The 26,675-nt window shown below is 70.0% G+C and carries 23 protein-coding genes and 1 pseudogene; 12 read left to right on the forward strand and 12 right to left on the reverse strand.

Translation table 11 applies throughout. The features are described 5' to 3' along the window. The first annotated feature begins 21 nt into the window (after positions 1-21). Genes ABD191_RS04435 through ABD191_RS04450 form a run of 4 tightly spaced genes read left to right on the forward strand, consistent with a single transcriptional unit; the run spans position 22 to position 3,902 of the window. Positions 22-894 (forward strand): alpha/beta fold hydrolase, encoded by an 873-nt coding sequence (locus ABD191_RS04435; protein ID WP_344077086.1) that lies wholly within the window; start codon positions 22-24, stop codon positions 892-894. 44 nt (positions 895-938) lie between these two features. Beyond that, positions 939-1,769 carry a 2-keto-4-pentenoate hydratase gene (locus tag ABD191_RS04440; protein ID WP_344077088.1) on the forward strand — a complete coding sequence of 277 codons (831 nt, stop codon included), beginning with the start codon at positions 939-941 and terminating at the stop codon, positions 1,767-1,769. Beyond that, positions 1,766-3,076 (forward strand): M20 family metallopeptidase, encoded by a 1,311-nt coding sequence (locus ABD191_RS04445; protein WP_344077090.1) that lies wholly within the window; start codon positions 1,766-1,768, stop codon positions 3,074-3,076. The genes ABD191_RS04440 and ABD191_RS04445 overlap by 4 nt, the downstream gene beginning before the upstream one ends. A 49-nt stretch (positions 3,077-3,125) precedes the next feature. Then, positions 3,126-3,902, forward strand: a complete 777-nt coding sequence (locus ABD191_RS04450) for an IclR family transcriptional regulator (protein WP_344077092.1) — start codon at positions 3,126-3,128, stop codon at positions 3,900-3,902. Positions 3,903-4,025: 123 nt separating this feature from the next. Here the strand turns inward: ABD191_RS04450 and dmpG are convergent, their stop codons facing one another. The 5 genes and pseudogenes from dmpG to ABD191_RS04470 form a co-directional block, all read right to left on the reverse strand. After that, entirely contained in the window at positions 4,026-5,048 is a 1,023-nt protein-coding gene (dmpG, locus tag ABD191_RS04455; protein ID WP_344077094.1) for a 4-hydroxy-2-oxovalerate aldolase, read from the reverse strand. Next, on the reverse strand, positions 5,045-5,992 hold the full coding sequence (locus ABD191_RS04460; protein WP_344077096.1) for an acetaldehyde dehydrogenase (acetylating): 948 nt from the start codon (positions 5,990-5,992) through the stop codon (positions 5,045-5,047). Before ABD191_RS04460 ends, dmpG begins: the two co-directional genes overlap by 4 nt. Continuing rightward, the gene (locus ABD191_RS04465; protein ID WP_344077099.1) at positions 5,989-6,807 is read right to left on the reverse strand and encodes a 2-keto-4-pentenoate hydratase; all 819 of its coding nucleotides are present in this window, start codon (positions 6,805-6,807) and stop codon (positions 5,989-5,991) included. The genes ABD191_RS04460 and ABD191_RS04465 overlap by 4 nt, the downstream gene beginning before the upstream one ends. A 103-nt stretch (positions 6,808-6,910) precedes the next feature. Further along, complete coding sequence (locus ABD191_RS29200) at positions 6,911-7,357, reverse strand: hemerythrin domain-containing protein (RefSeq protein ID WP_425560652.1); 447 nt, start codon at positions 7,355-7,357, stop codon at positions 6,911-6,913. After that, positions 7,358-9,202: pseudogene (locus ABD191_RS04470) on the reverse strand (heavy metal translocating P-type ATPase); the annotation flags it as partial. A gap of 389 nt (positions 9,203-9,591) precedes the next feature. Between ABD191_RS04470 and ABD191_RS04475 the strand changes: the two are divergent. After that, positions 9,592-9,936: an STAS domain-containing protein gene (locus ABD191_RS04475; protein ID WP_344077103.1), complete on the forward strand. Its 345-nt coding sequence runs from the start codon at positions 9,592-9,594 to the stop codon at positions 9,934-9,936. Positions 9,937-9,948: 12 nt separating this feature from the next. Here ABD191_RS04475 and ABD191_RS04480 read toward each other — a convergent pair whose 3' ends face one another. Next, positions 9,949-10,953 (reverse strand): PP2C family protein-serine/threonine phosphatase, encoded by a 1,005-nt coding sequence (locus ABD191_RS04480; RefSeq protein WP_344077105.1) that lies wholly within the window; start codon positions 10,951-10,953, stop codon positions 9,949-9,951. 400 nt (positions 10,954-11,353) lie between these two features. Between ABD191_RS04480 and ABD191_RS04485 the strand changes: the two genes are divergently transcribed. Then, positions 11,354-11,935, forward strand: coding sequence for a vWA domain-containing protein (locus tag ABD191_RS04485; RefSeq protein ID WP_344077107.1), 582 nt, complete (start codon positions 11,354-11,356; stop codon positions 11,933-11,935). Here the strand turns inward: ABD191_RS04485 and ABD191_RS04490 are convergent. Beyond that, complete coding sequence (locus ABD191_RS04490; protein ID WP_344077109.1) at positions 11,932-13,113, reverse strand: hypothetical protein; 1,182 nt, start codon at positions 13,111-13,113, stop codon at positions 11,932-11,934. The genes ABD191_RS04485 and ABD191_RS04490 overlap by 4 nt on opposite strands. A gap of 288 nt (positions 13,114-13,401) precedes the next feature. Between ABD191_RS04490 and ABD191_RS04495 the strand changes: the two genes are divergently transcribed. Genes ABD191_RS04495 through ABD191_RS04520 form a run of 6 tightly spaced genes read left to right on the forward strand, consistent with a single transcriptional unit; the run spans position 13,402 to position 20,623 of the window. Continuing rightward, positions 13,402-15,948: a hypothetical protein gene (locus ABD191_RS04495; RefSeq protein WP_344077110.1), complete on the forward strand. Its 2,547-nt coding sequence runs from the start codon at positions 13,402-13,404 to the stop codon at positions 15,946-15,948. Next, positions 15,945-16,349: a hypothetical protein gene (locus tag ABD191_RS04500; RefSeq protein WP_344077112.1), complete on the forward strand. Its 405-nt coding sequence runs from the start codon at positions 15,945-15,947 to the stop codon at positions 16,347-16,349. The genes ABD191_RS04495 and ABD191_RS04500 overlap by 4 nt, the downstream gene beginning before the upstream one ends. A 29-nt stretch (positions 16,350-16,378) precedes the next feature. Continuing rightward, complete coding sequence (locus ABD191_RS04505) at positions 16,379-16,936, forward strand: hypothetical protein (protein ID WP_344077113.1); 558 nt, start codon at positions 16,379-16,381, stop codon at positions 16,934-16,936. Continuing rightward, positions 16,933-18,663 (forward strand): Hsp70 family protein, encoded by a 1,731-nt coding sequence (locus ABD191_RS04510; protein ID WP_344077115.1) that lies wholly within the window; start codon positions 16,933-16,935, stop codon positions 18,661-18,663. The genes ABD191_RS04505 and ABD191_RS04510 overlap by 4 nt, the downstream gene beginning before the upstream one ends. A gap of 14 nt (positions 18,664-18,677) precedes the next feature. Beyond that, the gene (locus tag ABD191_RS04515) at positions 18,678-19,619 is read left to right on the forward strand and encodes a hypothetical protein (protein WP_344077117.1); all 942 of its coding nucleotides are present in this window, start codon (positions 18,678-18,680) and stop codon (positions 19,617-19,619) included. Continuing rightward, on the forward strand, positions 19,616-20,623 hold the full coding sequence (locus tag ABD191_RS04520; RefSeq protein ID WP_344077119.1) for a hypothetical protein: 1,008 nt from the start codon (positions 19,616-19,618) through the stop codon (positions 20,621-20,623). Before ABD191_RS04515 ends, ABD191_RS04520 begins: the two co-directional genes overlap by 4 nt. Positions 20,624-20,656: 33 nt before the next feature. Here the strand turns inward: ABD191_RS04520 and ABD191_RS04525 are convergent, their stop codons facing one another. The 5 genes from ABD191_RS04525 to ABD191_RS04545 form a co-directional block, all read right to left on the reverse strand. Further along, positions 20,657-21,229 carry a hypothetical protein gene (locus tag ABD191_RS04525; RefSeq protein ID WP_344077121.1) on the reverse strand — a complete coding sequence of 191 codons (573 nt, stop codon included), beginning with the start codon at positions 21,227-21,229 and terminating at the stop codon, positions 20,657-20,659. Beyond that, positions 21,222-22,460: a hypothetical protein gene (locus ABD191_RS04530; RefSeq protein ID WP_344077123.1), complete on the reverse strand. Its 1,239-nt coding sequence runs from the start codon at positions 22,458-22,460 to the stop codon at positions 21,222-21,224. Before ABD191_RS04530 ends, ABD191_RS04525 begins: the two co-directional genes overlap by 8 nt. A 4-nt stretch (positions 22,461-22,464) precedes the next feature. Then, positions 22,465-24,840, reverse strand: coding sequence for a hypothetical protein (locus ABD191_RS04535; protein WP_344077125.1), 2,376 nt, complete (start codon positions 24,838-24,840; stop codon positions 22,465-22,467). 151 nt (positions 24,841-24,991) lie between these two features. Then, the gene (locus ABD191_RS04540; RefSeq protein ID WP_344077126.1) at positions 24,992-25,678 is read right to left on the reverse strand and encodes a protein DA1; all 687 of its coding nucleotides are present in this window, start codon (positions 25,676-25,678) and stop codon (positions 24,992-24,994) included. Then, entirely contained in the window at positions 25,659-26,675 is a 1,017-nt protein-coding gene (locus ABD191_RS04545) for a hypothetical protein (protein ID WP_344077127.1), read from the reverse strand. The genes ABD191_RS04540 and ABD191_RS04545 overlap by 20 nt, the downstream gene beginning before the upstream one ends.

Raw genomic sequence — 26,675 nt, forward strand, 5'->3', positions numbered from 1 at the left:
CCACGACCTCCGGGAGAAACCATGGCCACCACCCTCGCAGACACCATCTGGACCGAGCTCGCCGGTGTCGATTTCCAGCTCACCACCGTCGACGCGGGCGGTGTGCCCACGCGGTCGCTGCGGGCGGGAGCCGGCGAGCCGGTGATCTTCCTGCATGGCACCTCAGGGCACCTCGAGGCGTTCATGCGCAATGTCGCGAAGCATGCCGCTCACTACCGTGTCCACGCCATCGACATGCTCGGCCACGGCTACACCGGCAAGCCGGACTATCCCTACGAGATCCCGCGCTACCGCGACCACCTGCTGGCCTATCTCGACGCCCAAGGCATCGCGAAGGCGCACATCGTCGGGGAATCACTCGGCGGATGGGTGGGCGCACGCACCGCGATCGACGAGCCGGGGCGCATCGCGTCGCTGCAGCTGCTCTGCGCCGGCGGTACGGTGGCCAACCCAGCGGTGATGGAGCGGATCCGCAACAGCACCCGCACGGCGGTCACCACCGACGACGTGGCGCTGACCCGCGCCCGCATGCGCCTGCTGATGGCCGATGACGCCGACGCCACCGAGGAACTCGTCGCCGTCCGGCACGCGATCTACCACCAGCCGGAGTTCGTGGGGAACATCGAGAACCTGCTGTGCCTGCAGAACATGGAGACCCGGCTGCGCAACATCCTGCGTCCGGACGACCTGGCCCGCATCGACGTCCCGACCCTGATCGTCTGGGGTCGCAACAACCCGTTCGGCGAGGTCCCGGAGGCCGACGCCATGCACCGCAACATCAAGGGCTCCGAGCTGGTGATCTTCGACGAGTGCGGCCACTGGCCCCAGCACGAGCAGGCCGAGAAGTACAACCAGCTCAGCCTCGACTTCATCGGCCGGAATCGGATCGGCTGATGCGCGGCCACGTACCGCCCACGGACTGAGACGAGAGTCTGCTGATGAGCGACGACCTGAGTCCCCCGCTCGCCCGGGCCGCGGAGCGACTGCGCTACGCGGGCACCATGCACCGCACCTGCGCCCCGGTGCGTCACCTGATCGGGGAGGACAACATTGAGAACGCCTACGCCGTGCAGCAGCACGTGGTGGCCCTGCAGGAGATCAGCGGGGCCCGCGTCGTGGGCCGCAAGCTCGGGTTGACCGCGCGTACGGTCCAGCACCAACTCGGTGTGCACCAGCCGACGATCGGCACGCTGATGGACACCATGCAGATCCCGGACGGCGGTGTGGTGCCGGTGCGGCGGCTGCTGCAGCCGCTGATCGAGGCCGAGGTCGTGTTCCGGCTCGGTGAGGACCTCGACCGGCCGGACGTCAACGCCGAGCGCGCGCGCGGTGCGGTCGCCGAGGTGTTGGCGGCGCTCGAGGTTGTCGACAGCCGGATCGAGCGCTGGGACATCAGCGTGGTCGACACGATCGCGGACAACGCCTCCGCCGGCCTGTTCGTGCTGGCCGCGGCCGGGCAGCCGCTGGGGGACCGCGACCTGCGTGACCTGCAGATGCAGATGCGCCGCAACGGCACGGTGGTATCGACCGGCTCCGGTAGCGACAACTTCCACGGTGACCCGGTCCGTGGCCTGGCCTGGCTCGCCGGGGAGGCGCACCGACGCGGTACGCCGCTGCGGGCCGGACAGGTGGTCCTCGCCGGTGCGCTCGGACCGATGGTCAAGGTCAAGGAGGGCGATTCCTTCAGCGCCGTCATCGGTAGCCTGCCGGAGGTCTCGGTGCACTTCCGGTCCAGCGTGGCGGCCCGCGAGGCGGGTGTGCTGGCGTGAGCGCGGCAGGTCGGACCGGTGAGGAGGCAGTCGCCGCGGTGCTCGCGCAGGTGGAGCGGGACCACCTGCTGGAGGCGGTCCGCGGCCTGGTCGACCGGCCGAGTCCCACCGGGGCGGAGCGCCCGGTCGCCGAGTGGCTGGTTGGGCACCTCGCCGCGGCGGGTGTGGACAGCCATCTGCAGGTCATCGATGACGCGCAGGCCAATGCGGTCGGGGTGCTGCCGGGACCGGCCGACGGCGAATCGGTGCTGCTGTACGCGCCACTGGACACCTACACCACGGGCGATCCCGACCTGGACATCCCGTACGCCGGTCCGCGGATGCGCGAGGACATGCTGCCGCGTGCCACCGTCTACGACGACCTCGTCGTCGGCCTGGCCGCCGGCAACCCGAAAGGGCACGCCGCCTGCGTGCTCGTCGCCGTGGAGGCGATGGCCCGGGCGGGCATCGACCTGCCGGTCACCGTCGTGGCCGGGTTCGGTGCCGGCGGAATGCCTAGTTTCGCCGTTGACGGCATCGGCTCCCCGGGCCGCGCGAACACCGGCCACGGGGTCGGTGCGAGCTTCCTCCTCGAGCGGGGCTTCACGACCGATCACGCGGTCATCGCCAAGCCGGGCTGGACGGTCTCGCACGAGGAGGTCGGGCTCACCTGGGTGGATGTCGACGTGCCGGGCGAGCACAGTTACGTAGGCAGCCGGCACCGGATGCCCTACCGGAACGCGGCGAGCGGGGCGGCCCGGGTGATCGAGGTGCTGGAGGCCTGGTGCGACGAGTACGCCGCCCGGCACGAGGTCGGCACCATGCGCCCGCAGGGCGCCGTGTCATCGGTCCATGGCGGCTTCGAGAGGTTGGCCGCGTCAACAAGCGCGCTGGTCCGGGTGCGGCTCGACATCCGGATGACGCCCGAGCAGAGCGCGCCCGCCGTCGTACGTGAGGTGCGTGCCGCGCTCGCGCCGCTCATGGCCGAACTCGGGGTGCCCCTGGCGGTACGCCAGGTCGCGTCCGTGCCGGGCAGCAGGACCGACCGCGACGCTCCGATCATCCGGTCGGCTGTCGCCGCCTGGGAGTCGGTCGCTGGCCGGCCGCACGAGTTGGTCCGTGAGAACAGTGGCGCGACCGACGCGAACATGATCAGAATGCGGGGTATCCCGACCGCCAGGGTCGGAATGCCGAAGGTCGCGGCGGGCCCGAACGGTCAGCCGGTCGACTTTACCCTGGGTATGAACGTTGTCGATCTTAAAGAGGCACGGCGCCTCGTCGAGTTACTGGTGCGTACTGTGGTCGGCATGGGAGGACTGCCGCGGTGAGCAAAGCTGAACAAAGTGGACGCGGGGGACGTTGCCGTAAGGAAGGGTGATGAGCGTCTCTCAGTCTCGTGGCTACGGTGAAGGGCTGGGGCAGGGGGCCAACAGCGTCCTGGGTAAGGCCCGGCTGATCCTCGAGTCGTTCCAACACGATGACGTCGAGCTGTCGCTTTCCGAGCTGTCTCGACGAACCGGCATCTCCAAGGCATCGGTGCACCGGTTGGCGCAGGAGCTGGTCGACTGGGGAATGCTGGAGCGAACCGGCATCGAGTACCGCCTCGGCATGCGGGCCTTCGAGCTCGGCTCCCGGGTGCCCCGGTTCCGCGTGCTGCGCGACGCTGCCCGCCCGTTCATGGAGCGGTTGCACTTCGCCACCCGCGAGGCGGTGCACCTGGCCGTACTCGACGGGCTCGAGGTTCTCTACCTGGAGAAGGTGGCGACCGCGCAGTCGGCCAAGCCCTCCCGCATTGCCGGCCGGATGCCGGTGCACGCCACCTCGACCGGCAAGGTGATGCTCGCGTTCTCGCCGCCCGAGGTACTGGACGAGGTGGTCAGCGGCGAGCTACGGCGCCTCACCCCCCACACCACTGTCGCGCCGGGGCTGCTGCTCGAACAGATCCGGCGGATCCGCGCCAACGGCTGGGGCGTGGAGCAAGGGGAGATCGTCGCGGGCTACTGCTCGGTGGCGGTGCCGCTGCGCACCGTCAACGGTCTGCTGCTGGGTGCGCTGTCGATCACCGCGCCGACCCACCGGGCGGACGTGACCAAGCTGGCCACCTCCCTGACCGAGGTCAGCCGGCGGTTGTGCTCCGCCAACTTGATCAACTGATCGCTGGTGGCCGTCGTCGTCATCGGCGACCAACCCGGTGCCTCCCGCCGGCGCGGGCCGGCGACCCCGCGCCGCGTGATCGCGGCCGGTGGGCCACGATCACGCTGGCGTCGCGTCGCCGGCTTATGCCGTCGCCGGCCTAGGGGACTTGAGCAGGTCGAGTGCGATGTCGACGATCATGTCCTCCTGGCCACCCACCAGCTGGCGCCGGCCGACCTCGAGCAGGATCGTGCGCACGTCGACGCCGTAGCGTTCCGACGCGGCCTCGGCGTGCCGGAGGAAACTGGAGTAGACCCCGGCGTAGCCCAGGGTGAGCGTCTCCCGGTCCACCCGCACCGGCCGGTCCTGCAACGGCCGGACCAGGTCATCGGCGGCGTCCTGCAGCGCGAACAGGTCGGCCCCGTGCTTCCAGCCCTGCAGGTTGGCGACGGCGACGAATGGCTCGATCGGACAGTTGCCGGCGCCCGCGCCGTGCCCGGCGAGCGAGGCGTCAACGCGGCGGACGCCCTCCTCGACGGCCACAACGGAGTTGGCGACCGAGAGCGAGAGGTTCTCGTGGGCGTGGATGCCCAGCTCGGTGGCTGGATCCAGCGCGTCGCGGTAGGCGCGGATCCGTGCGCGTACGCCGTCCATCGTGAGCCGCCCGCCGGAGTCGGTGACATAGACGCAGTGGGCGCCGTAGGACTCCATCAGCTTCGCCTGCCGGGCGAGGCCGGCGGGATCGTTGAGATGGCTCATCATCAGGAAGCCCGACACGTCCATGCCCAGCTCGCGCGCGGTGGCGATGTGCTGGGCGGCGACGTCGGCCTCGGTGCAGTGGGTCGCCACCCGCACTGACCGGACGCCGAGGGAGTAGGCCTGCTTCAGCTCGGCGATGGTGCCCACGCCCGGTAGCAGCAGGGTGGTCAGCCGGGCCCGGGAGAGGTTGGCGGCAGCGGCCTCGATCCACTCCCAGTCGGTGTTGCTGCCCGGACCGTAGTTGACCGAACTGCCGGCCAGCCCGTCACCGTGGGCGACCTCGATGGCGTCGACGCCGGCGGCGTCGAGCGCGGCCACGATCCGGCCGACGTCCTCGGGGGTGATCCGGTGGCGGATGGCGTGCATGCCGTCGCGCAAGGTGACGTCCTGCAGGAAGATCTCGGTCATGCCGGCGCCTCCGTGAGCTTGCGGGCGATCAGGCGCTCCGCGGTACGCAGCGCCGCGGAGGTCATGATGTCGAGGTTGCCGGCGTAGGCCGGCAGGTAGTGCGCGGCGCCCTCCACTTCGAGGAAGACCGACACCTGATGGCTCAGGCGCGCCTCACCGGCCAGCGTGCGCACCGGCTGGCCCTCGGGGATCGAGGTGATCTGCACCTGCTGCTTGAGCCGGTAGCCCGGCACGTAGGCCGCGACATCGGACACCATCTGCCCGATCGAGGAGCGGATCTTGTCGTGTACGGCCGGATCGTCGGCATCGATCAGGCAGTAGACCGTGTCACGCATGATCAGGGGCGGTTCCGCCGGGTTGAGGATGATGATCGCCTTGCCGCGCGCCGCGCCGCCGACGGTCTCGATCGCGTGGGCGGTCGTCTCGGTGAACTCGTCGATGTTGGCCCGGGTGCCCGGCCCGGCGGACCGTGAGGCGATCGAGGCGATGATCTCGGCGTACGCGACAGGGGTGACGCGGGAGACCGCGGCGACGATCGGGATGGTGGCCTGGCCTCCGCAGGTGACCATGTTGACGTTGGGTGCGTCGAGGTGCTCGTCGAGGTTGACGGCCGGCACCACGAACGGGCCGAGGGCCGCGGGCGTCAGGTCGACGAGACGCTTTCCGTACGGCGCCAGCCGGCTCGCGTTGGCCTCGTGGGCCTTTGCGCTGGTGGCGTCGAAGACGACCTCGATATCCTCGAAGCCGTCCATCGAGATGAGCCCGTCAACGCCGTCATGGGTGGTGGGCACCCTGAGGCGACGGGCGCGGGCCAGGCCGTCGGACTCGGGGTCGATGCCGACCATCGCGCCCATCTCCAGGGTGTCGGAGAGCCGGATTACCTTGATCATCAGGTCCGTGCCGATGTTGCCCGATCCGATGATCGCGACCTTGGTCTTACTCATGCTCGGTCCTCCTGTCCCGAGAAGATGGTGGTGACGCTGCCGAGACCGGTGATCTCGGCAGTCACCCGGGCGCCCGGCTGAACGGGGTACATCGGGCCGAGCGCGCCGGAGAGCACCACCTGGCCGGCGCGGAGCGGCTCGCCGAACTCCCGGGCGGTGCGGGCGAGCCACGCCAGCGCCTCCAGGGGATCGCCGAGGCAGGCGGCGCCGTTGCCGGTGGAGACCACGTCGCCGTCGACGAGCATCCGCATCTCGACCTTGCCCGGCTCGACCTCCGCGAGGGTGCGGCGCTGGGAACCGAGCACGTAGAGCCCGGCCGAGGCGTTGTCGGCGACGGTGTCGGCGAAGGTGATGTCCCATCCCGCGATCCGGCTGTCCACGATCTCCAGCGCCGCGACAACGTGGGAGACAGCCGCCCGTACGTCGGCCACCTCCAGCGGGCCGTCCACCAGGTCGGCACCGAGGACGAAGGCGACCTCCGCCTCCGCCCTCGGTTGCAGGAGCCGCTCGGAGGGCAACTCGGCGCCCGCCGCGAATGCCATGTCGTCGAACAGCACGCCGAAGTCGGGCTGGTTGACGCCGAGCTGGGCCTGGACGGCGGGGGACGTCAGCCCGATCTTGCGTCCGACCACCGTGGCCCCGTCGAAGATGCGCAGGTCCGTCAGTCGCTGTTGCACGGCGTACGCCGTGGCGACGTCGTCGGGGTCGATGAGGTCGGTGAGCGGCGAACAGGGGATGCGGTCACGTAAGGCCGCGCGCAGGCGCTCGACGGCCGCGTCGACCCGTGGCCGGGTGTGTGTATCGCTGGCGTCCATGGTGCATACCGTGGCGATCACGTCCGCATTTTTCGAGCGAAGTGTTCCGCTCGCCAGAACGAATCGGTGGCGCGCCGCGTTGGTGGCGTCGGCCTGGCCGGGCCTACTGGGGTGCCATCGCCGGCATGAGGCTGAACGCGGTCTCCTCCTCCTGCGCGTTGTGCAGCCGCAGGATGGCGTACAGGCCGTAGAGCAGCCCACGCAGCTCGACGATGTCCTCCGGGTCCGAGCCGTCGCCGATCTGGTCGAGCAGGTACCGCAGCCGGGTGATCTGATGTTCGATCTCCGCGTGGGTGCGGCTGATCGCGCCGACCGTCTCCGGCCCGCCCAGCGCACGCGCCACGATGGGGAGCAGCTCCGCCTCGTCGGCGCGTTCGTGTTCCAAAAGATCGGTCTCCAGCCGGTCCTGCAACGTCCGCACGGCTCCCAGATCCCCTGCGGGAATGAGCGCGTCCGCCACGGTGCGGACCTCTTCGACGATCGGTCGGACAGACTGGTGCTGCGCGTAGAGCCGGCGGGCCGTGGCCACGTCCTCGGACGGCAGGACCACTGTGGGAGTACGGGTGGGCAGCAGTGCCCGAAGGGCCAGCGCGATCGCCGCCAGGTCGATCGCCTCCTGCACCAGCGCGCCGACGGCGGGCGGCAGCAGGCCGGCCGCCGCCGCCACCATGGCGACCAGGGACAGGCCCATGCCGACGACGACCGCCTGCACGGCGATCCGGCGGGCGCGGCGGGCAATGATGATCGCGTCAGCGAGCGCGTCGACCCGGTCGGTGGTCAGTACGACGTCGGCGGCCTCGGCGGAGGCGGTGACACCACGCGCGGCCAGCGCCACCCCGACATCGGCCGCGGCCAGCGCCGGCGCGTCGTTGATGCCGTCGCCCACCATGATTGTCGGCCGCTGCTTCTGTTCGGCCCGGACGACCGCGAGCTTGCCTGCCGGGTCGCGTTCGGCGTGCACCGCGTCGACGCCGACGATGCGGCCCACCATCTCGGCCACGTCGGCCCGGTCGCCGGTGAGCAGGACCATCCGGTCGATGCCGGCGGCCCGCAACGCGCGCATCATCCGCGGGGCCTCCGGCCGCAGCGGGTCCTCCAACAGCAGAACACCGGCCGGTACGTCGTTGACCGAGGCGAAGACGGTCAACGACCCGTCCATCGCCGCCCGGCGCCGCGCGTGGCGCACCCAGGGGGTCGCTGGCCCGTCGACGATCCAGGCCGCCTTGCCGAGTCTCACCCGATGCCCGTCGACCACGCCCTCGATGCCGTACCCGTGCCGCTCGACGACCTGCGTCGGCATGCTCAGGGGCAGATCACGGGCCGCGGCGGCGCTCACGATCGCGCTGGCCAGCACATGCGCGGACGACTGGTCGAGAGAGGCCGCGAGGCGCAGCAGCTCGGTGGGATCCGTTGAGCCGGTCGTGATGATGTCGGCGAGCGTGGGCCGGCCCCGCGTCAGCGTTCCGGTCTTGTCGAACAGCAACGCCCGGCCGGCCGCGAGACGCTCCAGGGCCGAGCCCCCCTTGACCACCACGCTCACGCGCGCGGCCCGCGACAGGCCGGACATGATCGCGATCGGCGCGGCGAGCAGCAGCGGGCACGGCGTGGCGACCACGAGGACCGCGACGGCCCGTACCGGGTCGCCCGCGATCAGCCACGCCACCCCGGCGATCGCGAGCGTCAACGGCACGAACGCGACCGCGAACCGGTCGGCGACGCGTACGAACGGCGCATTGTCGGCGCGCGCGTCCTCGACCAGCCGAACGAGTCCCGCGTACGTCGACTCGCCCGCCGTCGCGGTCGCCCGCATCTGCACCGGCGAGCCGGCGTTCACCACACCACTGCGTACGTCTTCGCCCGTACGCCGCTCGACCGGGCGTGCCTCGCCGGTCAGCGCGGACTCGTCCAGAACCGCGGGTCCGAGCAGCCGCCCGTCCACCGGGACGATCTCGCCGGAGCCGACGAGCAACGTGTCGCCCGCGACCACCTCGCCGACAGCGACCTCGACCATGCCCTGCGCGGTGACCCGCCGGGCCACCCGGGGCGCCCGCGCGGCGAGCAGGCTCAACTCCCGCCGCGCCCGCGCCGCCGCGCGGTTCTCCAGCAGTACGCCGCTGGCCAGCATCACCGCGATGACCGCACCCGCGAACGTCTCGTCGACCGCGAGCGCGCCCACGAGCGCCAACCAGGCGATCACGTCCACGCTCGGGCGACGATGTCGTACCGCGTCCGCCAGCGTGACAGTCGAGTAGAGCAACCCCAGCAGCGTCGCCGACACCCATAGCCAGACCGCGACCGGACGGGCACCCGCCGCGAAGGCGGCGACGCCGGCGAGCAGCAGCAGCGTGCACGCCCAGAACAGCACCGGGACCGCGACATCGGCGAGTCGGTGCAGCCATGGTTGACGACGCCGGTCCGTTCCTTCAGGCATCCGGCTCACCTCGTCCCCATCGTCGCGCTACCGGGCCGCTCCATGCCTCCTGCCGTCACCGGTTCCAGGGTCTGCCGCACCATCACGGCACGGCAGCGACCGATGTCCCAACCCCGGGAGGCCAAAGTCCCTCATCCCCATGCTCGCACTAGAGGTAATAGTAAATGCGACAAATAGTTCATATTGCCGCCCTGTCCGGCAGCGCCGAGTTTCTCGATACCACGCCCGGGTACGTTCTGCTGCGCATTGCCGGTCGCCCGCACGATCCCGGCGGCGAACGAGCCGCGGACCCTGTCGGTCCGTAGGGTTATCTCCGGAATTGGTGGAGCATCCGTATCGAGTGGGAGGCTTGTGTGGACCTGACTTTCACAACCCGGCCGGACCGCGGATGTCTCATCGTGCACCTGGACGGGGTGCTCGACCTGGGCAGCGTCCCGCAGGTGCGCCAACACCTGGAGCACGCCCTGAATGACGGCACCCGGATTTTCGTGCTCGACCTCACCGGCGTACGACTCATCGACTCCACCGCGCTCGGCATGATCGTGTGGTTGTGCAAGGAGTTGTCCGGCGACGGCGGCCGCGTCTACGTCGCCGGGGCTCAGCCGCTCGTGCTCAACGTCCTGCAGGTAACCTCAGTGGACAGCCTCGTCCACATCACCGACAGCGTCGCGGAGGCCGAAGCCCACATCTCCGCCTGAGCGCCACAGCGGTCAGCCGGGCAGGCGGCCGCTGGCCCGGACCGAGTCGGCGCCGGAGTAGCTACGCCGTCCCCGCGTGTGCTCGTCGTACCAATCAATGATCAACAGCGTCGCGTCGTCGGCGAGCACCGGACCGGCGACAGCCAGTACCGCGTCGGCCAGTGCGCGGGTCGCCTCCCGTGGATGCAGTGCGGCCACCCGGTACATCTCGGCATGCAGATCCAGTTGCGCCGCCTGGCGCTCCGTCATCCCGTCGGTCACGATCACCAGCCGGTCACCGGCTCGCAGCTGCACATCGGCGCTGACAAATGTGGAGTCGGACAACAGGCCCAGGGGAAAATTCTTCGGCAGCCGCACCGCCTCCACCTGACCGTCGCGGACGAGCAGTGGCGGCAGGTGCCCGGCGTTGATCAACGTGCATACGCCGCTGGCCAGGTCGATCCGGCCGAGGATCGCCGTGATGAACGAGCTACCGGCGGCGGCGTACTCGGCCACCGCGGCGTTCGCGACCTCGGCCTGCTCAACCAGGCTCCGTCCCTGGCGGCGCGAGTTGCGAAGGCTGCCGACGCCCAGCGTGGCGGTCAGCGCGCTCGTGACACCGTGCCCCATCGCGTCCGTCACGCTGAAGTGCAGCAGATCCCGCGCCAGGGAATAGTCGAACGTGTCCCCGCCGATGCTCGCCGCGGGCTCCAGCCACCCCGACAGGGTGAACGCGCCCGCTTCGCAGGTGAACGCTCCCGGCAGCAGCCGGCGCTGGATCTCCGCTGACAGGTTGAACGGCGTGGTGCGCTGACCCCACTCGAACAGATCCGTGTGCCGTCGGTTCGCGATCACCACGAACCCGAGCAGATGCGCGATCCTTCCGATCTCCACCAACGCCCCGGCGTCCGGCTCGACCGGCAGCACCAGCTCCAGCAGCCCGATCGCCTCACCCCGCTCGGTGACCGGCGCCCACACCGTAAAGACGCCGCCACCGTCGAACACGTGCGGCTGCTGCGTACGCAGCGTCTGTTCCATCGGACCGCCGTCCAACGGCACGCCGTGGCGACCTCATCACCACGCCGACGGACGTCGTGCCCCACGTCATGGGCGCCCGTCGCCTGCGCCAGCCGGACCAGCGCCCGGCCCCCGAAATCAGCGATCAGAAACGATGCGGAACGGGCATCGAGGGTGCTCACCAGCTCCCGTGTGACCGCCTCCACGGCGTCCACCGGCGCCGCGTCCTCCACCGCACCGAGCATCGCCGCCATCATCGAGGTGCCCTCGACCGCCACCCGGGCATTATAGGGCGCACGGGACCGGACAGGTTCCCGGTCGCGCGGCCGGCCGATCGCCCCTGGACCCCCATTCCACGGGGAATCGAGGGTGCCCTGTTTGCGACGTGTACGCTCGGATGCCCCCTGCTCGCGGAGGAGCCTTGCGCCAATCGGGCGACACCCTTGTGTACCTGCTGGTCGACACCTCCGGGTCAACCGTGCTGCACGACGTGAACGCCGGGTGCAACCTCGCGCTGCCGGCGATCGTGGAGGCCATTTCCAGTACGTGTGGTCCCGCGGCCCGGCTCTGCATCATCTCGTACGGCACCGGAGCCAGCCTGCGACTTCCGCTGACCGCGGTCGCCGATCTTGTTTCATTGCCCGGGCTGGAGCCCGGAGGGCTCAGTTCGATGGCGGCAGGGCTGCGGCTCGTCGCGGAGACCGCAGCGGCCGATCGCGAGCGGCTCGCGGCCGACGGGCTGCGCTACGCCGACCCGGTGATCGTGATCGTCGTCGATGGACTGCCCACCGACCTCCCCGCCGATGTCCTGCTCGCGCGCGACGCGATCGACACGACGTCCGGTGACCCGCCGCAGGTGCACATCGTGGCCCCGCCCGGCGTCGACGTGCTGGCGCTCAGTGGACTGCGGGCCACCATCCATCTGCTCGATATCGGCGATCCGCGGCGGGTAGCCGATGGTCTGGCGGCCGTTGTCCGCCGGGTGACGAACCGCCGGCACTAGAGCTGCAACCGGTGTGGCGCCCCGAGGACAGGGACGTCGCCGCGAAGCGCCAGGCGCGCCAGCCAGGTGCCGGACTGCTCGGCCATCGCAAGCCACGCCGTGTCAGCGCCCGAGGCGGCGCTGAGCGCGTAGGTGCGTCCGGCCGCTGGCAGAACCGACGGCCGGTCGATCGTGCGCCACGTAATCTCGCCGGCCAGGGCCGCGAGGGCGTCGACGCACAGCAGATACCCGACCGGTGTGCAGGCCACGACCGTCGGACGGTCGGCGAGCCTGACGATCGCCGCCGCTGTCACGTCGGTCGGCGATGGGATCTCCACCCAGCTGGAGATGTCATCGAGCTTCAGGTCCCATCGGGCCACCAGCAATCGGCCCTGGTCGGTGAGGATCACCAGCGAGGCCCGGTGTTCACCGTGCCGCACGACATCCAGGCACCTGAGCCGCTCGCCGGGTCGATGGGGGAACGGCACGTCGGCCGGCTCGTGCGTCGGGAGCCCGTCGCGGACCAGACTGTGACGTAACGTGTCCCGGCTGGTGGTCCACAGGATGTCGAGGTCCCCCAGGTCATCGGCGAGTGCGGCCAGGGGATAGCGCGGCTGCTCGCATGGCACGAGCAGGCGTGATTCGCCATGCGTGAGATCCCGTCCGTGCACGCCGTCGGTGTCCGACCAGAGCGCGGTTGCGGAACCGGCCCGGAAGACCAGCGTCGCGTCACGGGATGACGACGCCGCAGGCGTGGCGATTCGCCGCCACACGGCCGGCGTGCCCGGGCGGGCCGTACGGGCCGTGTGCGTCGCGAACACTCCGGTCGCCGAGACGACGATCGTGGTCGCCTGTCCGTCCGGCCAGATCCCAAGTCGTACCGTGGTCGGCTGGCCAGGCGACTCCGTTGACGTCCCGATCGGCTCGCCCGCGATCGCCGCCCAGTAGTGGGTCACGACCCAGTCGGCGACCTCCGGCCTCATCCCGCCCTCGCTGACGAGTCGGTCCCGCGCCGTCTCGCGCGAGACCGTCGGCACGCCGAGCGCGGCTCCGTGAGCGAGCAATCTGACCGCCCGCGGCTGGTACGGCAGGAGATCCAACAAAGCGCGCGTCAGCCGCTCGGGATCGTGCACGAACGAGGGGTCGATCCTGAGCACCTCGGCGAGCGCCGCTGAGACTTCCTGGTCGTCGTCATCCATCGTGCCGCCATCCTGCCGCGGATCCTCCTGTCCGTCAGCACCCCTCGTACGGGACGGACGTGAGGGGGTACCACGGTGATCAGCGGACTACCGATGGCGCCGACACCCGGCGTGGGGGGGCCGGAACAGCGACCGGCGCCCGCCGGCACGAGCGAGCCGCCGGCGCCATGGTGTCGGGCCTGCGGTGTCACCGTCGCCGTGGCGGATACGACCGCTTCCTGCAGGGCGTGCCAGACGCCATTGCACGGGCCGGACTCAGGCGCACCGCGCATCGGACGCGTGGTCAACATGGGCAAGCGGCTCCTGCCGAAGACCGGTGTCGTGGTGGACGAGCGGCCGGACGCCGTGAGCGTGCTGGGCAAAGGCGGCACGGTTACGCTGGTGCCGCCGGCACAACTCGACGCGTTTCCTCAGGTCATCGTGCCGTCGCCGCCGGTGTTCGGAGCGGCCGGTCGGCTCTGGGCGGTGAGCCTGGCCCGGCAGAGCGGTGCCGTCAAGGGCGGCTGGGCGGTCGATACGGTCGACGCGGCGGCGATGACCTGGGCCAGCTCGAGTCTTGGTGCGCGGCGGGCCGCGGCCCTCGACCTCATCGCGCTCGGGCTCGGCACCAGGGCGGCCGAACTGCAGCTGTCCGCGTCGGAGCTCACCTGGTACCGCTCGTGGCACGCGGCGGCGGCCGGTGACCTGCATACCCTGGTCAGCTGTCTGGAGTCGCTGCCGCCTGACGGTTACGCGGCACGCGTCCTCCTGCTCGCCCGGCTGGCGGCACCGCTGCAGGCCGATCCCGCGCTGGCGCAGCGGGCCTGCGTCCTGCTCAGGCCTTTCGTCGCGACCTCGACGGACGCCGAGGCTCTCCACGCGGCGCTGCGTAACGCGCCGGCGGCGAACACGATCGAGTTGACCCAGTCGTTCGCCGGTCTGGTGGAGCGTGCCGGCGCCATGGCCGCCGGCACGCTGACCGCGGTGCCGTCGGCCATCAGCGGGTCGCAGCGACTACCGGCCCTCCCGCCGATACCGGTGCCCGCGTTGCGTTCCCTCGACGCGTACCTGGCCGGCATGGCCGGCATGTCGCTCAACGCGGCCGTGCCATTTCTGGCCGCACTGCCCGCCGAACTGCTCGACGAGCTGATCGACCGCGGGGCGCTGACCCGGCTACCGGCCGGCGGCGGGCCGCTGCCGGCATCGCTCACCGCCTACGTACGCGCACGCACCGAACCGGGTAGCGCCAGCGTCGAGGAGCTACAGGCGATCGGGTTCACCGCCGAACGTGCCCGCCGCGCCTTCCTGGCCGGCGACGACGCGACCCTGCGGGAGCTGCCCGCCGACGACCCCGACGCGCGCCATTACCGTGCTCTTCGCGAGTTCGTCCGCACCGGGCACATCACGGACCCGGACGCGCTGCGGCCGGATGCCCGCGCGGTGCTGCAACTCGTGGAGAGGTTGCGCGAGGAGCCCGGCGAGATTCCTGACGAGATCGCTGCCGACGCGTCGTGCTGGCCACTGCTGAGGGATCCGGCCCTCCGGGGTGATCTTGTGATCGGCGCCGAGCAGCGGGCGAAGTATCCGGAGCTCGGCGCCTGGATCGACCTGTGTCAGCTTCAGCGGCTGGTCTTCGAAGCCCGGTGGGGCGAGGTGATCGCCGCCGGCCGACGGCTCGTCCACACCACGCGCCTGGAACGAGTCAGCGATGAGGCGCAGAACATGGTCGCGTACGCCGAGTGGCAGCAGGGCTCCGCCGGCGAGGCGCTGCGCGTCCTGAACGAGGCTCTCTCCGGGCAGTTCACCAACGGCCTCGTCGTCAACGCCGCGCTGGTCGCCGCCGAGCAGGGCTGCCTGCCCGCGCTGCCGTACCTGACCCAGGCGATGCGCCTGGCCACCGATCCGCGCGTGCGGCAGGGCGCCGTCTCGCGTGCCGTCAGCCTCTGGCTGGCCGACGACACGGTGCCGGACTATCCCGAGCCGCTCGCCCTGCTGGTGCGCGAGGCACTCGCCCAGCCGCAGGCCGACGACGACTTCTACGCGACGATCCTGAACGTACTGGCTGCCCACGATCATGACTGGCTCGCCAAGGGCACTCTGCGACCGCACGAAGCCACCCAACAGGACGCCCTGCGGTACTTCATCACCAAGGCCCGGATGATCACCGACGGCTACGACGACCAGATCGAGGACGTCGCTCGCGTCTTGGCGAACCTGTGGAAGGCGACACCCCACCCGCCCTGGCTGGAGCGTGAGCGCACCTGGATCGCCGGCCTCCTCATGGAGGTGGTGCACACCGAGTTCGGTAAGGCCGCGGGGGTGGCCGGCACGATCGACGTCCTCATCGACGGCGGGGTGCTGACCCTGAAGGAGGAACTCGTCCTGGGCATCCAGGCCGGGGCACACGTGTGCTTCCGGATCAGCGACGACGGCAACGAGATCGCCGAACACGCCGAGCAACAGCTCATCTTCGAGCGTGCCCGCAGGTTTCGGGCGCGCCAGGGTGAACTCACCGACGCGGAGCGGACCTACGTCGCCGGTGAGACCGCCCGATGCGTCTGCATGGCCATGCTGGCGTTCGCGATCAGTGCCGAACGCGCCTGGCAGGCATTCGCCGAGCAGTGGGACCAGCTCGTACAACGCGAGCGCTGGGATCACCAGAACCGGTACGCGATCGTGCAGTTGGAGCGTCGGGCCCTGGACGAGTTCGAGCGGTACATCGTGCGGTGCCGCGCGTACCTCAACGCCCTGCGGGACTTCACGCTCGACGAACCGCTCGTCGAGCAGCGCGACCTGGTCGCCGCACGTGCCAACGAATGGGCGACCGAGACCGCCCGACTGCGATCGATGCTGTGAGGGATGCCGTGACCTATCGCAATCCGTACATCATCCTCGGCATTCCGTTCGGGTCCTCCCGCGAGGATGCCAACGTCGCCTTCGCGCGCAAAGCCCGCGCCCTGCGCCGGCTGGGCCCGGCCGGCCGACCCCAGATGCTCGACCTCACCTGGGCGCTCAACCAGGTCGACGAGGGCATCAGCCATCCCGAAGCGGCGATGGAGATCTATCGCATCCCCGCCGATCCCGATGCCTTCACCGTGACCGGCAACGGCGTGCTGGCCCCGCCGGCAGAGACCCTGCCGCGCCGGTACGGCCCTGGTGACGCGGCGCTCGACGCGCTGCGGCGGGCCGCCGCAATCGAGTACCTCCGCTACCTGGTGCTGCTGCGCGCGTCGCAGATCCACGCACCCGCGCCATGACTGCACAACCCGACCGCAGGAGGACTGTCTTGTTCAGCCGCAGGAAAGAGATCATCGAACAGCTCGCCGCGATCAGTAAGGCGCTCGACCTGCTGGACCGCCGCGTCGAGAAGATGGAGACGGTGATCATTGTGCGGGAGCCGTCGTCAGCGGCCGCCGCCGAAGCCTACGACGGACTGCGTAAGCAGGTGGTGAACGCGGTCTCCGACCGTCTCAACCACCTGTCGCAGCTCGTGCAGCTCGACGTGGCGCTCAACGCCGGCGCCGGAGCCGACCAGCTGGCAAAGCTCGTCGACGCATGGTTCGAGCAGGCGGCACTGCTGCGGGTCGACGACCCGCGGCACCCGCGACGCGACACGTTGTTCGAGCTCGTCGCCGATCATGGCGGCGCGTACGAGGTCCTGGAACCCGCCTACGTGGACATCATGACCGGCCGGGTGATCCGGCTCGGCCGGGCGCGCCGATCGCCGGTCGCCGACGTGTCACCCACACCTGACGTTCAGCCCGAACCCGCTGACGACCGTGCCCGGCACCGTGACACCACACCGGCCGTGACTGAGGGCGCGCCGCAAGGTGGTGTGGCATGACCAGCTCGAACGACGCGTACGGCATCGACTTCGGCACGACGAACAGCGTGCTGGCCCGTGCGACCGCGAAGACCGTTGAGGCGGTGCAGTTGGACACGCCGCCGGCCGACTGGCACCAAGCCGGCTTCGATCGCGTGCTGCCGTCGGTCATCGGCATTGTCGACGGCCGTCCGCCGGTCTTCGGCTGGGAGGCGAAGCGGCTCGGCAGTGGCCGCCTTGAGGCGGTCAAACGTCTCTTCGCCACAGACGACACGGTGACGATCGGCAACGAACAGCTCAAGGTCGAGGAGGCCGCGGCCATCTTCTTCCGCCACATTCAGGCGAAGGCCGCAGGGGCGGGCTTCACCAGCCGGCTGGACCAGGCCGTGGTGACCATCCCGGCCAACAGCCGGGGCCTCGCCCGGTACCGCACGAAGCTCTCCGCGGGACTGGCCGGTATCGAGGTCATGGCTCTGATCAACGAGCCGACAGCGGCGGCGATGGCGCATGCCCGCGCCATCCGTCAGAACCAGCGCATCCTCGTCTTCGACTGGGGCGGCGGCACGCTGGATGTCACCGTCCTGCAGTCCTTCGAGGGTACCTTCATCGAGCAGTCCTCGAAGGGCATCCAGCGCCTCGGCGGCCTGGACATCGACACCGCGTTTCTCGCCTCCGTCCTGCCGCGCATCCCCGGCCACGACAGCTGGACGGAAGAAGACCGCAACCGCTTCCGGCTCAACCTCGAGCTAGCCAAGATCAATCTGTCGTCGGCCACGGTCACGCAGGTGCCGCTGCCCGACGGACGGGGCATGTTCGAGGTGACCCGGGCGCAGTTCGAGGAGGCGGTCCGGCCGCTGATCCAGCGCACCAGAGAGCCCGTGGACATCTGCCTGCGGGAAAGCCCGGGACGCATCGACCACCTCGTCATGGTCGGCGGCAGCTCGAAGATGCCGGTCATCCAGAAGTTCGTCGCCGAGATCGTCGGTACGGGCATCAGCGACGGCGTCGACCCCATGACCGCCATCGGCGAAGGCGCCGCGATCGCCGCCGGCATTCTCCGTGGCACCATCACCGACCTCGACTTCCACGTCGGCACCGAGCACGCGCTCGGCACCATCGTCCACAACGACACCTCCCCGAAGGACGGCGAGTTCTCGGTCCTCATCCGCCGTAACACCAAGTACCCGGCCAGCGCGACCGACTCGTACACGCCTGCGGTCGACTTCCAGGAGGAGGTCAACATTGAGGTGATCGAGGGCGATCCGGCCAAGCCGATCACGCACGAGGACAATGTCGTGCTGAAGCAGTGGTCGATCAAGCTGCCTGACAAGCGCCTCAAAGCCGACGCAGCCTTCGACATCACCTACGAGTACGACGTCGACGGCATCCTGCATGTGCTGGTCAAGGACCAGCGGACCAGCGCCGTCATCATGGACGAGGAGCTGGCGTTCGGCGCGGGGCAGGACCGCTCCCAGCTGCCCGGCATGCGCCGCCGGGTCGACGGCCTCATGGACCGCCCCGGTGGGGGAGGCGGCACCACGCTGGAAGAGTCGCCGTCAACCCTGTCGTCCACCTCGCGTGCCGCGCTGAAGAACGCCCGGGACAAGGTGATGCCGTTCGTCGCTGACGCCGACCGGCAACGTCTCGAGCTGCTCGTGAACGCCTTGGAGAACTGCGAGCCAGAGGGTGAGGAGGCCGCAGCCGCAGCCCTCGAGCGAGAACTGCGGCATCACGCATACCTCCTGTGAAAGGGGGTGGGGAGGTGAGCGAGCCGGTGCCGGCGCGGGTGGACCAGCCGATCGAGCGGGCGGCGTATGTTCCGCCGCCCGCGACGTTGCCGATGCCGGCGGCGGTTGCGGAGCACCCACCGCCGGAGCACCCAACGCCGGAGCTGCCGGTACTGGAGTTGGTGCGGCCGGCGTCGGCGCAACCGGCGCCCCCGGTCACGGGGGCTGCGTCGACTGTCCTTGTTCCGGCGGGCGCCGCGTCCAGGAAGGGAGCCCGGCGGCTCGCCACGATCGGCGCCGTCGTGCTGGTGCTGCTCATCGGCCTTGGCATCGGGATCGGCCTCCGGCGGGCGTCCGACGATCGGCCTGAGGCGGCGACCGTTGCGGGGCCACCGGCCGAGACAGCGACGCTGGCGAGCCGGTCGCCGATCCCGTCGGTCGCGATCGCGACGACCGTGCCGGCTCCACCACCACCAGCACCGACGGCGGCGGCCTCCGACCGGCCGGTCACCCCGGAGCAGGCTCTCACCTTGACCGACCAGCAGGCCATGGACGAGCTGCACCTGGAGATGAACGAGTCCGCATCCCAGGTCGCCGGCCTGGTCGGCACGTGGGTGCCGCAGGTGTCGAGCAAGTGCGTCGGCATCAGTGTCGACATCGGCCCGGACTGGGTCGCCGACGGTGTCGACGAGACCGTACACGTCACGCTGCAACAGATCGTGGCGTTCCACATCAGCCTGCACAACCGGTTCGGCGCGGTGACGCTGCTGCCCACCCAGGCCGGCATACCGAGAAACCAGGCCACTTCGGGACCGTGCGCCGGAGAAACGACCTGGATGAGTATCGTGCCGCAGCGGTTCGCCGACGCCGACGGCGCCAACGCATGGTGCGACGTCAACGTGCCACCGGTCCGGGAGTGCGCCGCCCGCTACGTCGCCGGCCCGGGGGAACGTTCGAAGCTGCGATTGCGGCCATGATGGCGGCCGCCCCGGCGTCCGAGGGACCTCAACTGATCGTGGCGGAAGGCCAGCTCGGGACTCGGACCCGACTCGCCGCCGGCGCCAACGGCATTGTGTGGAAACTCGATCAGTACCGGCTGCCCGGCGACCCCCGCCCACTCGTCTTCAAACAGTTTCAGGGTGCCGCGCTCGCCACCACCCTGCCCGGCCTGCAGACCGTCGTCAACAAGCGGCTCCAGCTTCCGCCAGACCGCCGCGAGGTGCTCGACCAGCTCGCCGCGTGGCCGCTGTGCGCGGTCGTCGGTTCCGGGAACGCCCCTGTCGGCGTGCTCATGCACCTCATCGACGACAGTTTCTTCACGGACTTCGTGCTGCCATCGGGCAGCGCCGGACGCGGGCCCCGCGAGGCCCAGCACCTGATCTTCGCCGCGGAGGCCGCCCGCCGTACCGGCGTCGACGTCCCCGCCGACCGGGACCTGCATTCTCGCCTGCTCATCTGCGCGCACCTGGCCTACGCCATGATGATCATTCACGATGCCGGCCTCGTCTACGGCGACGTCTCCCTTCGCAACATCCTCTACCGCCTGCATCCCATGCCGGCGATCATGCTCGTGGACTGCGACGCGATCCGGGTGCGGGGCAGTGGCGCCGTCGTCACCCAGCAGAACAGCCCGGACTGGGACGCGCCGGAGCCCGGCCCGCAAAGCCAATACAGTGACCGGTACAAAGTCGCGCTCTTCATTCTGCGCTGCCTGACGCCAGGCCGCGGTTCCTCCACCAACCGCGACCCGGCCGCCGCCGCGTCCGTTCTCGACGCACGCGGCCGTTATCTCATGCAGACCGCTCTCACCGCGCCGCCACCGGACCGCCCCACAGCCCGCGAGTGGTCCTCGTACCTCCGCGACCGCACCGGCCAGCCGCCGTTGTTCGAACGATCGCCCGTCCTCCGCCCATCCGGCCGGCAGGGGCGGCGCCCGACCGGCTGGACCAAGCACCCCAACGGCCTCTGGGTCCCGTCCTGACCGGGCCGGCGTCGATCGTCGGCCGTGCTCGGTTCAGCTGTCCTTCTTCGCCGGCTTTTTCGTGGGGGTGGGCTTGGCTGGCTTGCGGGGTGGTGCTTCATCTGGCGTGCGGTCGCTGAACACCGTGGACGTCTGCTGCCACCAGACGGTGATCGGACGGGTGCAGGTGTCGGTCGTGGCCGGGCAACTGGTGAAGTTGCCCCATAGGACGGTGACGAGCAGCGCGGCCAGCATCAGCCATCTGCGGGTGCTTCTGTCCTCGAAGAAGCCGGCGAGCCCGGCAGCGCTGAGCCGGCGGCCTGCGAGCACAGTGTGTTCCACCGCGTCGCCGTACGCGAAGGCAAGTCCCCACGGGCTGCGGCCGGCCCGCCGCAGGAGCATTGTCGTCAGGTACTCCGGCAGCAGGAGCAGCAGCCCGGCCACGGTCGCGAGGCCGCCGCCGAGCAGTCGCAGGATGCGGTCGACGACGGGGAGAAGCCGTATCAGCACGCCGAAGGCGATCAGCAGCAACGCGATGAGCAGCGGGAGGGCGATGACGTCCCGCCAGCGTGCGGACGGAATCCAGGACACCAGCCAGTGGGCGGCGTCGAGCCCGTGCTCAAACATCGTCGGGCTCTGCCGCGTCGGTCGCGTCGGTCACTTCGGCGTTCTGCTTGGCGCTGATCGCGTCCATGCCGACCTCGACGGTGGTGTTGAGGGAGAAGACGCCGGTGTTGGGACGGGACATCATGCCGGCCACCACCCGGATCAGGTCCTGGCTCACGCCCTCCAGGTCTGCGCCGATGATGAGATTCTTCTCGATCATGTCGGCGAGGATCTTCGCCTGACGTTCCTCGGCGAGGGCCTTGTTGTTGATGATCATCTGGACGATCTCCTTGGTGTCGTCCGGATGCCGGCCGAGGTGCAGGGCGAGCACGGCCGCGTCGCCGCGCTGGATGGCGTCCATGAACAGCGTCGTGCGCTCACGTTCCCGCGCATCCTCGAGCTGGGCCTGCTCGCGCTCCATGGCGAGCTGCCTTTCCCGCTCCCGCCACTCGAACTCGGCCTTCCACTCGGCCTGCTGCTGATCGAATCGCGCCTGCCAGCTCTGCTCCTCACGGCGCCGGCGTTCCTCGCGCTCCTCGCGCTCGATCTGCTGGCGCCGCTCGAACTCTTCCTCCAGACGCTTGGCTTCTCGTTCGAACTGGTTCTTCAGCCTGGTGCGCTCGAGCTCCTGCGCGGCCTTCATCTGAGCGAGTTCGTCGTCGTAGCGCTGCTGTGTGGTGTCGTGGCGGTGCTGTGCGTTCAGCACTTCCGTGCGGCCCTCGACATCGCGGATCTTCTCCAGTTGGGCGCGTCCGGCGCCGTCGAGGCTCACCTCGGGAGAGACTGACTCGATCCACAGGCAGTTCCGGACGTCGCGGGCGTCCTGGCGGGTCAATACCTGCCGGATGCACTGCTCGAAGTCGAGGGTCTGGTCGATGCGGAACTGGCGGCCGAGTTCCTTGATGCGGTCGCGCACGACCGCGACGATGAGGCCCGCCCCGTCGTCAAGGCCCAGCCGCGCGACCTCCGCGGCGTTGCGCACCTGCCACCGGATCTCCAGGTGAAGCTGGAAACTGTACTTCTCGTCGTGCGTCTTGACGGGCATGTCGACGGGCGTGATCTTCGTCGTCATGTCGATCTCGTACTGAGTCGTGTGCGGGGCGAACATGCGCTCGCCCACGGTGCGCTGCCCGGTGATCGCCTCGAACCGTCCGCCGGAGGTCTCGACAACCACCTGCACCCCGGCGTGGGTGGGGATCCGGCTGCCGAACGTGAAGCGCTGCAACGGCGTCTTGGAGAGAATGAGTCCCACAGGGCTACCTTTCGTCGCGTTGGGGCTTGTCGGACAGCGCCGCGAGCACTGCCTCGCCCGTCCTGGGAGCGATGGCATCGTGGCCGGCGCGCCACCCGCGGGCCTGCTGGTGCACCACGGTGCGGGCCCGGGTGTCGTCCCGCGTTGCCGATGCGAGCAGGCAGGCCAACGCCTGCCGCCCGCGACTGTCCGGGTCGACGGCCTCAGCCCAGGCCTCGAGGACGTTTATCGCGTTGGTGTGCGAGATCGGGTGCACGAGCGCCGTCTTCCAGAGCCCTCCGACCACGTCGGCGATCTCGGCGTGCTGTTCGGCCAGCCACAGCAGGCCCGGCCACGCCGTCGCGTCGGGCCGATCGTCGACCGGGTTCACCAGCCTGACGTCAATGGCGACGCTGAGGAACGCGAAGTATGCGGCGAACAGGCGGAAGCGCTGGTCGTTGGCGCGTTCCTGCGGTGTGCTGTCGCGACGCGCACGCGACGATCCATCCGGCGGATCGAGCGCCGGATTCGTCATCCAGTACCGCAGCTGACGCAGAATCGTCACGGCCGATACTTCGTCAGCCTGAACGATCAGCGAGGCGATGCTACTCGCCACCACCTGCGCGTGATCGGCGTTCCCGGCGACCAGGTGCGCGAACGCGTCGAGTGCCTCGTCGAGGACGGCGAGGCCGAACGAGCCGTACGCGCGCGCGGCCGTGTTGCGCAGCGGCGCCTCGGACACATCAAGATGCCATTCATAGACCATCAGCCGTGTCGCGTTGCTGACGGCGGGGTCGCAGGCCGGTGCCATCAACGCGAGTGCCGCGGCCTGCCGGTCCAGGACGTTCGTGCTCAACGCCCAGGGCAGGATGACGTACCGGCGCACGTAGTCGAACGCCTGCACCGCGAAGACGCCGACCGCCCGCGCGGCACCCCGCCGGGCCGGGGCCACCGGATGTCGGGCGAGCATGCGCAGCCACTGCAGCAGGGCCTCTCGCGTCTGCGGATACTCGGTCCAGACCCGCTTCAGGATGCTGTCCGACAAGCTCTGGTCGATGAAGGTCACGACCTCCATCGGAGTGACGCCGTACCGGGTCGACACGGGACGGTTGCTCACCCGTGCGAGCACGGCGTCCAGGCGCTTGGAGCGCCGGGTGTGGAACGGATCGGGCGATGCCTCGCGCTGCGCCTCCGGTACCGGCGGCGTCAAGGTCCGTTCCAGGTCGACCGCCGCGTCGGAGACGATCTCGTACGAGAAACCGGGCAGCGTCGCCAGCGAGATCGCGAAGCACCGGTCGCCGTAGTCCAGGTCGTCGAACCAGGCCTCGAAGCTGGCATCGGCGACGCGCTTGAGCCGGTCGCGGATGCGGTCAAGGTCGAAGTCGCCCGCCTGCTCGGCGTCGGCGAGCACCCGGGCGAACGCGGCCGCGCGGGCGGCACGATCATCCCGGTCGGCCCACTCCGCGACCATTCGGACGACCGCCTCGTGCCCGACGATCTCCTCGGTGCGTTGCGCGCCGGACTGATGGAGACGCAGCCGGTGACGCAGGTGAGCGGTGAGTACGGCCACCGCCGTGGGCGGATCGGCCAGTACGGCGGTGTATTCCTGTTCCAGCAGCCCGGCCGGGATGCGTAGCGCCGGATCGACCGTGAGGACCATCCGGCTCCCGCGGTTCGCGAGTTCCTCACACAGCCGGGTGACCTCGAACTCCGTCAGCTCCTCGACGGTCGCGCGGGTCGCGTTGCGCAGGAGGTAACCGGCGCCGGTCTCTAACTTGTCGCCCGAGATCCGCCGCAGCGCCGCGTCGGGCGCCAGCTCCTTGACAACGGTGATCTGGTTGTCGAGCAGCAGACGGATCGCCGCGGTGCCGCCGCCCCGGCTGCCGGCCACCCGCAGGATCAGCAGGCGCTGCTTCATCGACACCTGTTCGAAGCCGCCCGGCGGCACGAACGCGTGCCGCACCTCCTCCAGCGTCGGCCGCCTGACCGTCAGGGGTGCCGGCTCCCGCTCACGCGACCCGCCGCTGAGGTAGTACGTATGGTGATTGTTGATCTTGTCGCCGATGATGGCATCCCGGTCGGCTTTGATTTCGCCGATCCGGTTGCTGGCGGTCATCACGCCCGGCTCGCCGTACGACTCGGCGGTATCGTCTCCCACGTCTGCCTGCAGACCGCGCGCGAGCGCGTCAGAGAGCTGCTGGTCACTCTGAACGTCCGCGGCGGCGGATTCCTCGCTCATGGCACCTCCACGCGGACCGGCGCGGCAGTCGACGCCGAGGTGATGACCGCGGCGATCATCACGTCGTATCGGGTGTGTTGGTCGGGGCAAACGCCCTGGAGCGCGGGGTCTGCGTCGGACGCCCGGGTCAACCACATGCGCATCGCATCCCTCCTGCTTCACCTGTCCTCTGACGGACACGAGGGACGCGGGCCGGGGCAGGGACGCGGCACCATGGTTCGGCCTCACGACCACCCTGACGGGATCGGTGGCGCGATAAGTGTGATGCGGAGCGATGACGGCGGTCGGGCCGTGGTGCCTGCGGTTGCTGCGGTCATGGCAGCCGGCCGTGGTGGCGCATGGTGCTCAGCACCGTCGTGAGGCCGTGGCGGGCGACCGCGTCGCGCACGGTGCGAAACCCAGCGCCGTAATCCGGGTCAGGGTCGGTCTCCATGGACTGACGGACCAGTGCCGCCCGTGGGTCGTCCTGCCGGCGCAGCCAGGAGAACGCGGTCAACTGGCACAGTCCTTCGCAGAGTGGCGAGGCCAGGTTGTCGGGAAAGCGATGCTGGGCCAGCCAGGCGTGCATCGCCTCGTGGCAGACCGCGGCGCCGAACCACATCAGCGGCAGGCCGGCGACGACGGTGAGGCGCAGGACCCGATCGCCTGAGCTGATCGTGAGTCCGGACGTGTCCCAGGGGCCGGCGAGGTCCCGCATGACATCCCGGGATACCAGCTCGACCTGGACAGGGGTGGACAGTCGGATGCCGAGGCCGTGCAGGCCATCGCGGATAGCCGGCAGCACCTCGCGCACCCGGCCCTGGTCGAGGACCCTGGTCGCGGCGCAGCCGGGGCAGTAGCGCTCCGACCCTGACGCTGCGGCCGGGGAGCCGCAGGTACGGCACCTCGGCGCCGACTCGTGGCTGACGCAGAAGACCTCGCCAAGAGCGTTGATCAGCCACTGGCGGCCGACGTTGTCACCGCAGAACGTGCAGACCTGTTCAGGTGCGGACCCAGACACCGTCGTCACCCTTCAGCCAACCGGGGGTGTTCTGGACCGGGATGCGCTGCCCGCCATCTTTCGGCTTGACGACGCCCGTACTTTGGCGGGACGGCAGCGGCTGCAGGCCGATCTCCTGCCGCAGGTACGACAGCCACTCCCGGGCCAACGGCCGGTCGCTCGGCGGACCGGTCAACGCCATTCGCATCAGCCGCCGGCCCTCCGGCTTCAGGACGGCGGCCGCGCTCGCCGGGTCACGGTTCAGCGAGGCGTTGCGGCCGGGCAGCAGGCAGCGAAGCACGAAAAGCGCCAGCTTGTACCGGTCACTCGCCTGCGTCTGTTGACCGCCTTCCGGGGCGTCCCAGTCGGGACTGTTCTGTTGCTTGTTCACCGCCGCGCTGCCCTTGACCCGCGCCGCGTCGCAGTCCACCAGCAGCACCGACGGCTTCGGACGCAACCGGTAGAGCACATTGCGGGACGACAGGTCGCCGTAGACCAGGTTGGCTCCGTGCATGAGTGACATGGCCAGCGCCATGCGCTCGCACACGGTGAACCGCGCGGCGAGGTCACGGTCAGCCGGCACGTCGACACTGTTTCGCCGGGCCACAGCCGGGTCGAAGATGAGGTGCTGGACCTCCCTGGGAACCATCGCCCGCCGGCCCGACGGCAGCCGCATGTTCTCCATGAAGTCACTGTCGATCAGCCGCATGAGCACGCCGAGCGGCGTACCCGACCTGTCGACCACGACCCGCAGCGGCCATACCGTCAGTTCGTCGAAAACGGTCAGCTGCCGCGGCGTCAGCCGCAGCCGGGCCTGCACGATGGAGGCGAGGCCGGCCAGCGACACACCCACCGCGGCCTGACCCTGGTACTGCTTGTAGACCAGCGGGCCCGGGGCGCTGGCGAGCTGGAAACCGGTCAGTCGCCAGATCGCCCCGTTGGCGCCGCTGTTGAGTCGGTCACGACGGCCCAGCCGGCCCTCGTCGACAGTCACCTGGTCGTAGTCGCCGCCGGTCAC

Origin of the sequence: Luedemannella helvata, assembly GCF_039528415.1 — a bacterium.
Taxonomy (GTDB): Bacteria; Actinomycetota; Actinomycetes; order Mycobacteriales; family Micromonosporaceae; genus Luedemannella; species Luedemannella helvata.